This window comes from Stenotrophomonas tumulicola (assembly GCF_014117215.1).
Classification (GTDB): Bacteria; Pseudomonadota; Gammaproteobacteria; order Xanthomonadales; family Xanthomonadaceae; genus Stenotrophomonas; species Stenotrophomonas tumulicola.
Window position 1 is genome coordinate 457,143 of the sequence record NZ_JACGXS010000001.1, and the last position, 11,232, is coordinate 468,374.

The window sequence follows — 11,232 nt, forward strand, 5'->3', positions numbered from 1 at the left end:
AATGATCGTTTTCGCGCCGACGTCGGCGTCCAGTCACTTCCAGGAATGCAACACATGAAGATGGGAATGCGTGGCGCTGCGGCGTCGGTTCTGATTCTGGCGATGGGTGCCACCGGTACCGTGATGTCGCAGCAACCCGCTGCTGCTCCCGCAGCAGCCAAGGAGACCAGTAACTTGAATCCCAAGCAGAAGCTCGGCCATGCCATCGGCGCCGATGTCGCCCGTTCGCTCGAAGCGATCAAGACCCACATCGACCTGGCCGCCATGCGCGAAGCCGTGCAGGCCACGTTCGACGGCAAGCAGCCGTTGATCACGCAGAAGGACGCGCAGGATACCGATGCCGCGCTGCGCCAGGCGATGATGATCGCCAATGGCCAGCAGGTGCCGGGCATGGCGCCGGGTTCGGCTGCACCGAAGGTGGACAACCGCAAGGTCGGCCTGATGCTGGGCAGCTACATGGTCGGCCCGTCGCTGGCCGAGCTGAAGGGCGACATCGATGTCGACGCCCTGTTCGATTCGGTCAAGACCGCCTTCGAGGGTGGCCAGCCGAAGATCAGCCAGGAAGAAGGCGCCGCCACGCTGCAGGCCTACATGGCCGGCAAGCAGGCTGAAATGCAGGCCAAGGCCGCGCAGCTGGGCCAGGCCAACCGCCAGGAAGGCAACGCGTTCCTGGCAAAGAACAAGACCGTTCCGGGCGTGGTCACCACGGCATCGGGCCTGCAGTACCAGATCATCCGTCCGGGCAGCGGCGAGCGCCCGATGCCGACCAGCAAGGTCAAGGTCAACTACGAAGGCAAGCTGCTGGACGGTACCGTGTTCGACAGCAGCTACCAGCGCGGCGAGCCGGTCGAGTTCGGCCTGGACCAGGTGATCAAGGGCTGGACCGAGGGCGTGGCCCTGATGCCGGTCGGTTCCAAGTATCGTTTCTGGATCCCGGGCGAACTGGCGTATGGCGAGAACGGCACCCAGGGTGGCCCGATCGGCCCGAATGCCACGCTGACCTTCGACGTCGAACTGCTGGGCGTCCAGCCGTAAGGCTGCAGGGACTCAACGAATGCGCGTTGCGATCTTCGGCACCGGCTACGTCGGCCTGGTCACCGGCACCTGCCTGGCCGAGGTCGGCCACCAGGTGACCTGCGTGGACATCGACCAGGCCAAGGTCGACGGCCTGAACCACGGCATCATCCCGATCTACGAGCCGGGACTGGAGCCGATGGTGAAGGAGAACCATGCTGCGTTCCGGCTGGCGTTCACCGTCGACGCGGCCTCGGCCATCGGCCAGTGCCCGGTGGTGTTCATCGCCGTGGGCACGCCGCCGGACGAAGATGGCAGCGCCGACCTGCAGTACGTGCTGGCCGTGGCCCGCACCATCGGCCGGCACATCCAGGTGCCGACCGTGGTGGTCAACAAGTCGACGGTGCCGGTCGGTACCGCCGACAAGGTGCGTGCGGTGATCGCCGCTGAACTGTCCGCGCGCGGCGTGGACATCGCTTTCGACGTGGTCTCCAATCCGGAGTTCCTCAAGGAAGGCGATGCGGTAGCCGACTGCATGCGGCCTGACCGCATCGTGGTGGGCTCGGCGAATGCGGATTCGGTGGCGCTGATGCGCCGCCTGTATGCGCCCTTCAACCGCAACCACGATCGCGTGGTGGAAATGGACGTGCGTTCGGCCGAACTGACCAAGTACGCGGCCAACGCCATGCTGGCCACCAAGATTTCGTTCATGAACGAAATCGCCAACATCGCCGAGCGGGTGGGCGCCGACGTGGAACAGGTGCGCCAGGGGATCGGTTCGGATCCGCGCATCGGCTGGCACTTCATCTACCCCGGTGCCGGTTATGGTGGTTCCTGTTTCCCCAAGGATGTCCAGGCGCTGGCGCGCACGGCGCAGCAGGCGGGCTTGGAGCCGCGCCTGTTGAATGCCGTGGAGGCGGTCAACGATGCACAGAAGGGACATCTGTTTGAACTGATCCAGCGGCATTACGGCAGTGATGGCGTGCGTGGCCGGACCATCGCCGTGTGGGGGTTGGCATTCAAGCCGAACACCGACGACATGCGTGCCGCATCCAGCCGTCGGCTGCTGGAGCAACTGTGGGATGCCGGTGCGTGCGTGCGCGCCTACGATCCCGAAGCGATGGACGAGGCGCGGCGCATCTTTGGCCAGCGTGGCGACCTTGTGTTCTGTGACAGCGCGGGGGCTGCGCTGGACGGTGCAGACGCGCTGGCCGTGGTCACCGAATGGAAGCCGTTCCGCAGCCCCGACTTCGCGCGCCTGCGCGAGGCGCTGGCGGACGCGGTGGTTTTCGATGGCCGCAACCTGTATGACCCGGCCGAGATCGAAGCGGCGGGGCTGGCCTATTACGGCATTGGCCGGGGACGATCACTGCATGTCTGAGATGTTGCCAAGCGAACGCGAACAGGCGCTGGAAGAGCGCCTGGTCGAGCTGGAAATGCGTGTTTCCTTCCAGGAGCAGGCATTGGCCGAGTTGAGCGAAGCGCTGGCTGATGCGCGCATGGAAGGTACCCGCAATGCGGGCCTGATGCGCGTCCTGCTGGAGGACCTGGGCAAGGTCCGCAACGCGCTGTATTCCTCTGATCCGGTGGATGAGCCGCCACCGCCGCACTACTGATCTTTCCTTATGAGCGATACCCTCCGCGACCAGCTGATGGGCCTGGGCTTCAAGCCTGCGCCGAAGCCTGAACGTAACAATGACCGCAAGCCGGACCGCAAACCCGATGGCCGCCGTGATGGGCGTCCAGTTGGCGGCAAGCCTGCGCCTGCCGGTGGCAGGCCGGGTGGCCAGAAGCCTGGCCAACCGCGTCCGTCCCCGGGCAGGCCCGGCAACCCCGGCAATCCGGGTAACCGTCCGAATCGCCCGCAGGGCGCACGCAAGCCGCGCTCGCAGGAAGAAATGGACCTGGCCAAGGCCTATGCCATCCGTGCCCAGCGCGAGAAGGAAGAGCGCATCGAGGCAGAGCGCCTGAAGCAGGAAGAAGCCCGCCAGCGCCGGGAAGCCAAGGCGAAGCTGGAAGAACTGCTGAAGGACAAGGCGCTCAATACCGAAGATGCCGACATCGCCCGGCACTTCCCCTATGGCGGCAAGATCAAGCGCATCTACGTGACTGCCGACCAGTTGAAGGCACTCAACGCGGGTGAGCTGGGCGTGGTGCAGGTGGCCGGGCGTTACATGCTGGTGACCGCCGACCTGCTGGCGCAGGCCGAGGCGATCTTCGCCCAGGCCGTGGCGCTGAAGGTGGATCCGGATGCGCCGGCGGAAGACGATCCGTATGCCGACCCGCAGTACCAGGTGCCGGACGACCTGGTCTGGTAGCGCCGGGCGATGCCCGGCGGCGTTTCCTGGCAACGGCCCGCTGCGCTCGCCGACCATGGGTCGGCGCTACCGAAGCTCCGGTTGTAGCGCCGGGCCATGCCCGGCGGTGTTTCCGGCAACGGCCCGCTGCGCTCGCCGACCATGGGTCGGCGCTACCGAAGCTTCGGTTGTAGCGCCGGGCCATGCCCGGCGGCGTTTCCTCCGGTCCGGCTCGTTCACTCGGTGATCGGGCCAGCCACTTCCTGGCCTGCCTGCCATACGACGCGGATGCTGCGGCTGTTTTCGATGTCAGCCAGCGGGTCGGCGTCCAGCACCAGCAGGTCGGCACGTTTGCCTGTGGCGATACGACCACGGTCGGCCAACCCCAGCAGGTCCGCCGCATCGGCGGTGGCAACCTGCAGCGCCCGCGCCGGGCTCAATCCTGCCTCGGTGAGCAGCTTCAGTTCGCGATGTTCGGCAAAACCGATCACCCGTTGCGGCATGGCGCCCGAATCGGTGCCGAAGCCCAGCTTCACGCCTCCCGCATATACCCGGCGCAGGTTCTCCAGGTTCATTTCCACGGCCTTGCGCGCACCGGGAATGCCCGCACCCGCGAGTTGCTGGCTCTGCCATTGCGGCTGCTCCCAGCGCTCACGGACCGTGCTGGGCAGGGCTGCGCGCAGGAATGGCGTCTGCAGTTGCTGCGGATTCTCCGCATACCAGTAGTTGGCTTCGTCGATGTTCACCGTGGCGATGTAGCCGGTGCCCTGCTCACGCATCTTCCGCACCAGCATCGGGTCCACCGCACGGTCGCGGATGCCGTGGGCGATGATGTCCACCCTGGCATCCACCAGATCCCTGGCCTGGTCCAGGTCGCGGATGTGCGCGGCCACTTTCAGTCCGCGTGCATGCGCTTCGGCGATGGCGGCACGATAGATCTCCGCTGGCATCATCGGCACCTTGCCGCCCAGGTTGTCCACCCACAGCTTGATCAGGTCCACGCCGTCGGCCTGCTGGCTGGCCACGGCCGCGCGGGCTTCTTCGGCGTTGCGCGGACGCGCTACCGCGTCGCGTTGCAGGCCCATGGCGGCGGCTGGGGGGGCTCCGTCCACCGCGCCGATGCCACCACCGGCGCCATACAGTTGCGCGCCGAGTTTCGGGTCCGCGTTGACTTCCCTGCGGATGGCGAAGAAGTCGTGGCCGTTCATGCCAAGCGCGGTCACCGTGGTGACGCCATAGCGCTGGAACTGGCGCAGGTCGCGGACCACGTTGTCGCGCGTGTAATAGCGATCGCCATGCTCCAGGCCGTCGGTATTGCCGACGTGGGCATGGTCGCTGACCAGTCCAGGCAGCAGGGTCTTGCCGTGGTAATCGATGCGACGGGCACCGGTAGCCGCAGCGGGCAGTGGATTGCCGACATGCACGATGCGCGCGCCATCGATCAGTACCGGGGTGATGCCGAGATCACGGGTGCCATCGAACACCCGGGCGTTCTCCAGCAATACCGGCTCGGCGGCCGCGGGCAGGGCAATGGCGGCGAGCAGCATGGCCCACGGGAGGGTCGGTCGCATCGTCGGATCCTGTCGAAGGGGAACCATGAGACTACCCGTTCGTTGGCGGCGCTTCCAACGCACCGGGCCTGCGGCATCGGGGTGATCGAGGCGTACCTCGCCGGGCATGGCCCGGCGCTACAACCGAAGCATCGGTAGCGCCGACCCATGGTCGGCGAGCGCAGCGGGCCGTTGCCGGAAACGCCGCCGGGCATGGCCCGGCGCTACGCCTCATTCCGGATCGTAGTCCAGGTTCGATGCCAGCCAGCGCTCGGCCTGGGCACGGTCCACGCCCTTGCGCCGGGCGTAATCGCCCACCTGTTCGCGGCTGAGCCGGCCCACCACGAAATACTGGCTCTTCGGATGGCTGAAGTAGTAGCCGGACACGGCGGCCGTCGGCAGCATGGCGTAGCTTTCGGTCAACTGCATGCCGGCGTTGCCTTCGGCGTCGAGCAGCCGGAACAGCGTCTGCTTCTCGCTGTGTTCGGGGCAGGCCGGGTAGCCGGGGGCCGGCCGGATGCCGCTGTACTTCTCGTCGATGAGCGATGCGTTGTCCAGCTGTTCACCGCTGGCATGGCCCCAGAAATCGGTACGCACGCGTTGGTGCAGGCGTTCGGCCAGCGCCTCGGCGAAGCGGTCGGCCAGCGCCTTGAGCAGGATGGCGTTGTAATCGTCGTGGTCGGCCTCGAAACGCGCGACATGCGCATCGATGCCGATACCCGCGGTGACTGCGAATGCACCGATCCAGTCCTGGCGCCCGCTGTCGGCCGGGGCAATGAAGTCGGCCAGGCAGAAGTCCGGCCGCTCCGCCGGCTTGTCCACCTGCTGGCGCAGGAAATGCAGGGTGGTCGCACCGTCCGGGTGCTGCACCAGCACATCGTCGCCGATGCTGTTGGCCGGCCACAGACCGAATACCGCCCGTGCCTGCAACCACTTCTCGTCGACGATGCGCCCCAGCATCGCACGCGCGTCCTGGTACAGCTCGCTGGCCTGGGTGCCGACGATCTCATCGGTGAGGATTGCCGGGTACTTGCCGGCCAGTTCCCAGGCCTGGAAGAACGGCGTCCAGTCGATGTAGTCGACCAGTTCGGCCAGTGGGTAGTCGTCGAACACATGCAGGCCGGGACGGTTCGGTGCAGGAGGAACATACTGCTCCCAGCCACCGTCGAATTTCTGCCCGCGCGCGTGGGCCAGGCTGACCAGCCGCTTGGCATCGCCGCGGTTGCGGTGGCGCTGGCGGATCTCCGCGTACTCGGCCTCGTTGGCGGCCACGAAGCTGGCGCGCAGGTCGCGCGAGATCAGTGACTGGGCCACGCCGACCGCACGCGAGGCATCCTTCACCCACACCGTGGGCGCCTTGTAATGCGGGTCGATCTTCAACGCGGTATGCGCGCGCGAGGTGGTGGCACCGCCGATCATCAACGGCAGGGTGAAGCCCTGCCGCTGCATCTCGCGGGCGACGTGGCTCATCTCTTCCAGCGACGGCGTGATCAGGCCGGACAAGCCGATGATGTCGGCATTCTCGGCGAGCGCCGCGTCGAGGATCTTCTGTGCCGGGACCATCACGCCCAGGTCGATCACCTCGAAGTTGTTGCAGGCCAGCACCACGCCGACGATGTTCTTGCCGATGTCATGCACGTCACCCTTGACCGTGGCCATGATGATCCTGCCGTTGCTGCGCGCGGTATCGCCGCTGCGTGCCTTCTCCGCTTCGATGTAGGGCAGCAGGTAGGCCACCGCCTTCTTCATCACCCGCGCGGACTTGACCACCTGTGGCAGGAACATCTTGCCGGCGCCGAACAGGTCGCCGACCACGTTCATGCCGTCCATCAGCGGGCCTTCGATCACATCCAGTGGCCGCGTGGCGGCTTGCCGCGCAAGCTCGGTGTCCTCCTCCACCCATGCATCCAGTCCGTGCACCAGCGCGTGCGCCAGGCGGGCATTGACCGGCTTGTCGCGCCAGCCGAGGTCTTCCACCCGCGCCGCGCCCTTCTTGCCTTTGTAGCGTTCGGCGATCTCCAGCAGGCGCTCGGTGCCATCGCTGCGCCGGTTGAGGATCACGTCCTCCACGCGTTCGCGCAGCTCCGGATCCAGGTCGTCATAGATCGGCATTGCGCCAGCGTTGACGATACCCATGTCCATGCCGGCCGCGATGGCGTGGAACAGGAACACCGAATGGATCGCCTGGCGGACGGTTTCATTGCCGCGGAACGAGAACGACACATTGGAGACACCACCGGAAACGTGGCAGTGCGGCAGCGTGCGCTTGATGATGCGGGTGGCTTCGATGAAGTCCACCGCATAGTTGTCGTGTTCCTCGATGCCGGTAGCCACGGCAAAGATGTTGGGGTCGAAGATGATGTCCTGGGGCGGGAAGCCGACTTCATCGACGAGGATGCGATAGGCGCGGGTGCAGATCTCCACCTTGCGTGCGCAGGTATCGGCCTGGCCATCTTCGTCGAAGGCCATCACCACCGCGGCGGCGCCATAGCGCAGCACCTTGCGTGCCTGTTCGACGAAGGCGGGCTGGCCTTCCTTCAGCGAGATCGAATTGACCACGCTCTTGCCCTGCAGGCACTTCAGGCCGGCTTCGATCACGCTCCATTTCGACGAATCGACCATCACGGGAATGCGTGCGATGTCCGGCTCGGACATGATCAGGTTGAGGTAGCGGGTCATCGCCGCTTCCGAATCGATCAGGCCCTCGTCCATGTTGACGTCGAGGATCTGCGCGCCGCTGGCCACCTGTTGCCGGGCCACGTCCACCGCCTCTTCGTAGCGTTCTTCCTTGACCAGCTTGCGGAACTGGGCGCTGCCGGTGACGTTGGTGCGCTCGCCGATGTTGACGAACAACAGCTCCGGGGTGATGACCAGCGGTTCCAGGCCGGACAGGCGGGTGGGTCGGATGGAGGTCACGCGGCCTGCTCCTGTTCACCGGGCAGGCGGCGTGGCGCGATGCCAGCCACGGCATCGGCGATGGCACGGATGTGCGCGGGGGTACTCCCGCAGCAGCCACCGACCAGGTTCAACAGGCCGTCGTCGACGAAGCCGCGCAGGGTGGCGGCCATTTCTTCCGGTGTTTCATCGTACTCACCGAACGCGTTGGGCAGCCCGGCGTTGGGGTGGGCGCTGACGAAACAGTCGGCAAGCTGGGACAGGGTTTCCACGTGCGGGCGCATCGCATCGGCGCCGAGGGCGCAGTTGAGCCCGATCGACAATGGCCGGGCGTGTGCCAGCGACGCCAGGAAAGCTTCGGCGGTCTGCCCGGACAAGGTGCGCCCGGAGGCGTCGGTGATGGTGCCGGAGATCATCACCGGCAGCCGGGCACCGCGTGCATCGAAGACTTCCTCCACCGCGAACAGGGCAGCCTTGGCGTTGAGGGTGTCGAAGATGGTTTCGACCATGATGGTGTCGGCGCCGCCGTCGATGAGGCCCTCGATGGCCTCCCGATAGGTCCCGCGAAGTTCGTCGAAGCTGGTGTTGCGGAAGCCGGGGTCGTTGACGTCCGGGCTGATCGAGGCGGTGCGGCTGGTGGGTCCCAGCACGCCGATCACGAAGCGCGGTTTGTCCGGCGTGGTGGCCTCCACCGCATCACAGCAGGCGCGCGCCACGGCGGCACCGGCCTTGTTCAATTCATAGACCAGGTGTTCAAGGTGGTAATCGGCCTGGCTGACCGACGTAGCGTTGAACGTATTGGTTTCCACCAGGTCGGCGCCGGCCTGCAGGTACTCGGTGTGGATGGCGCCGATGAGCCCGGGCCGGGTCAGCAGGAGCAGGTCGTTGTTGCCCTTGAGGTCGTGTCCTTCGGCGGGCGCATGGTCGCAGCCCGGCCCATGCTGGTGGTCGAAGCCACCGGCAAACCGCTCACCGCGGTAGTCGTCTTCCTGCAGGCCGTGGCGTTGGATCATGGTACCCATCGCACCGTCGATGATCAGGATGCGCGCGCGCAGGGCGGCAAGCAGGGCATTGGCACGTTCGGGATGCAGCCAGGGCAGGGCGGGCACGGCGACCTCAGGGTTTGTGGGCGATCAGCGAGATGACTTCGAAATGCGGCGGGCGCTTCTCGCGGGTTACCGTCTCCAGGCTGGACACCTGCAGGCCGGCCTTGTCGACGAACTTCTTCAGTTCCTTGTCGCTGAAACCGAGGTTGACATGCCCATAGGCATCCACCGCCGCCTTGTGCTCGTGGCGGGCAAGGCTGCACAGCAGCAGCCGTCCGCCGGGACGCAGTACGCGTGCCGCTTCGGTCACCGCCTGTGCCGGTTTGCTGGCATAGGTCAGCGCGTGCATCAGCACCACCAGGTCGAAGCTGCGGTCCTTGAAGGGCAGGGCATGCATGTCGCCCTCCTGCACTTCCACGTTCGGCAGCCGGCGCAGGCGCTCGCTTGCCGCCGCCACCACGCGTGCGCTGGTGTCGATGCACACGTAGCGGCTGGCATGCGGCGCGACAAGTTCTGCCAGCACGCCGTCGCCGGAGGCGATATCCAGCACGTCGCCGGTTTCCAGCAGCGGCAGTGCAGTACGCGCCAGCGCTTCCCAGGTGCGGCCCGGTGAGTAATGGCGTTCCATGTCGCCGGCCACGCTGTCGGCCCAGTTCTGGTCGGCGGCGCGGCTGGCCAGCACCGATGGGACCCGCTCGGCGTCCTGGCGCAGCAGCGGGTCATCGCTGCCGGTGCTCAGGGCATGCCACAATGCGCGCTGCGCCGGGTCCAGCTGGGCGTCGTCGAAGCGGTAGTAGGCCGACACGCCAGCGCGCCGGTCACGCACCAGTCCGGCTTCCTTCAGGCGCGCGAGATGGGTCGAAACCCGCGGCTGGGCCAGCCGGGTGATCGCCGAGAGTTCGGCCACGGTCAGCTCTTCCTGCTCCAGCAGCGCCAGCAGGCGCACCCGGGTGGCGTCGGCAAATACTTTCAGCCGGGTCGACCAGTCCTCGAGATCCATAAATATCCACCTATCGCGATAGAAGGATATTTTCGCCTCCGCGCCGGCCACGGTCAAGGTCGCGCCGGCCGCGCCCAACGGCAACGCAGGTGCTTTCCAGCGCGGCTGGCGTTGCGTGTCCAGTGCGCGTGGGGGCGCGCGACCGGCCAGGAGAATGGAAGGGCAGGCCTCACAGTCAGCTGCCGATGCGATGCCCCCGGTACAATCCGCCAACCATTATCCCGGGAGGGTTGTTGTGGATTTCAGCTTTACTGAAGAGCAGTTGATGCTGCAGGACGTGGCGCGGCGCATCGCGCAGGAAAAAATCGCTCCCAGCGCGGAGCACCATGACCGCACCGGAGAGTTCCCGCTGGCCAATATCCAGCTGCTGGGTGAAAACGGCCTGATGGGCATCGAAGTGCCGGCCGAATACGGCGGGGCGGGCATGGACCCGATCGCGTATGTGCTGGCGATGGTGGAGGTCGCCGCTGGCGATGCGGCGCATTCGACCATCATGTCGGTCAACAATTCGCTGTTCTGCAACGGCATCCTGACCCATGGCAGCGAAGCGCAGAAGCAGAAATACGTGCGCGCCATCGCCGAAGGCACGGCCATCGGTGCGTTCGCGTTGACCGAGCCGCAGTCCGGATCCGATGCCACGGCCATGCGCTGCCGCGCGGTCAAGCAGGCCGATGGCACCTATGTCATCAACGGCAAGAAGAGCTGGATCACCTCCGGCCCGGTGGCCAAGTACATCGTGCTGTTCGCGATGAGCGAACCGGACAAGGGCGCACGTGGCATCACCGCCTTCATGATCGACACCGACAACGCGGGCTTCGGCCGCGGCAAGACCGAGCCGAAGCTGGGCATCCGTGCCTCGGCCACCTGCGAAATCGAGTTCAACGATTACGTGGCGCAGGCCGAAGACGTGCTGGGCCAGGAAGGCGAAGGCTTCAAGATTGCCATGGGCGTACTCGATGCTGGCCGCATCGGCATTGCTTCGCAGGCCATCGGCATCGCCCGCGCCGCCTATGAAGCGACCCTGGAGTACGTGAAGGATCGCAAGGCCTTCGGTGCCGCCATCGGTACCTTCCAGATGACCCAGGCCAAGATCGCGGACATGAAGTGCAAGCTGGACGCGGCGCTGCTGTTGACCCTGCGCGCCGCGTGGGTGAAAGGCCAGGGCAAGCGTTTCAGCAACGAGGCTGCCATCGCCAAGCTGACTGCTTCGGAGGCGGCGATGTGGATCACCCACCAGGCCGTCCAGATCCACGGCGGCATGGGGTATTCGAAGGAAATGCCGCTGGAGCGTTATTTCCGCGATGCCAAGATCACCGAGATCTACGAAGGCACCTCGGAGATCCAGCGCCTGGTCATCGCCCGCAACGAAACCGGCCTGCGCTGAGGGCGGGTCGAGCGGGTGACACCCCGCCCGGCCTTCGACAGGCCAT

The 11,232-nt window shown here is 66.1% G+C and carries 9 protein-coding genes; 5 read left to right on the forward strand and 4 right to left on the reverse strand.

Annotated features, from left to right (window positions below; all coding sequences use genetic code 11):
* The first annotated feature begins 54 nt into the window (after window positions 1-54).
* The 4 genes from H4O11_RS02245 to H4O11_RS02260 are packed head-to-tail and all read left to right on the forward strand — an operon-like array spanning window position 55 to window position 3,332.
* Window positions 55-1,035, forward strand: a complete 981-nt coding sequence (locus H4O11_RS02245; RefSeq protein ID WP_182337802.1) for an FKBP-type peptidyl-prolyl cis-trans isomerase — start codon at window positions 55-57, stop codon at window positions 1,033-1,035.
* A gap of 19 nt (window positions 1,036-1,054) precedes the next feature.
* Complete coding sequence (locus H4O11_RS02250) at window positions 1,055-2,395, forward strand: UDP-glucose dehydrogenase family protein (RefSeq protein WP_182337803.1); 1,341 nt, start codon at window positions 1,055-1,057, stop codon at window positions 2,393-2,395.
* A complete protein-coding gene (locus tag H4O11_RS02255) occupies window positions 2,388-2,630 on the forward strand; it encodes a SlyX family protein (protein ID WP_182337804.1) in 243 nt (80 codons plus the stop codon). Before H4O11_RS02250 ends, H4O11_RS02255 begins: the two co-directional genes overlap by 8 nt.
* A 9-nt stretch (window positions 2,631-2,639) precedes the next feature.
* Window positions 2,640-3,332 (forward strand): DUF2058 domain-containing protein, encoded by a 693-nt coding sequence (locus H4O11_RS02260; protein ID WP_182337805.1) that lies wholly within the window; start codon window positions 2,640-2,642, stop codon window positions 3,330-3,332.
* A gap of 215 nt (window positions 3,333-3,547) precedes the next feature.
* On the opposite strand, the gene H4O11_RS02265 is transcribed toward H4O11_RS02260, so the two are convergent.
* The 4 genes from H4O11_RS02265 to H4O11_RS02280 all read right to left on the reverse strand — a co-directional run bounded on the left by H4O11_RS02265 (window position 3,548) and on the right by H4O11_RS02280 (window position 9,802).
* A complete protein-coding gene (locus H4O11_RS02265; protein ID WP_182337806.1) occupies window positions 3,548-4,882 on the reverse strand; it encodes an amidohydrolase family protein in 1,335 nt (444 codons plus the stop codon).
* Between the two features lie 210 nt (window positions 4,883-5,092).
* Entirely contained in the window at window positions 5,093-7,777 is a 2,685-nt protein-coding gene (metH, locus tag H4O11_RS02270; RefSeq protein WP_182337807.1) for a methionine synthase, read from the reverse strand.
* The gene (locus H4O11_RS02275) at window positions 7,774-8,865 is read right to left on the reverse strand and encodes a homocysteine S-methyltransferase family protein (RefSeq protein ID WP_182337808.1); all 1,092 of its coding nucleotides are present in this window, start codon (window positions 8,863-8,865) and stop codon (window positions 7,774-7,776) included. Before H4O11_RS02275 ends, metH begins: the two co-directional genes overlap by 4 nt.
* Window positions 8,866-8,872: 7 nt before the next feature.
* Window positions 8,873-9,802, reverse strand: coding sequence for an ArsR/SmtB family transcription factor (locus H4O11_RS02280; RefSeq protein ID WP_182337809.1), 930 nt, complete (start codon window positions 9,800-9,802; stop codon window positions 8,873-8,875).
* Window positions 9,803-10,037: 235 nt separating this feature from the next.
* Between H4O11_RS02280 and H4O11_RS02285 the strand changes: the two genes are divergently transcribed.
* Window positions 10,038-11,186 carry an acyl-CoA dehydrogenase family protein gene (locus H4O11_RS02285; RefSeq protein WP_182337810.1) on the forward strand — a complete coding sequence of 383 codons (1,149 nt, stop codon included), beginning with the start codon at window positions 10,038-10,040 and terminating at the stop codon, window positions 11,184-11,186.
* Window positions 11,187-11,232 lie beyond the last annotated feature (46 nt).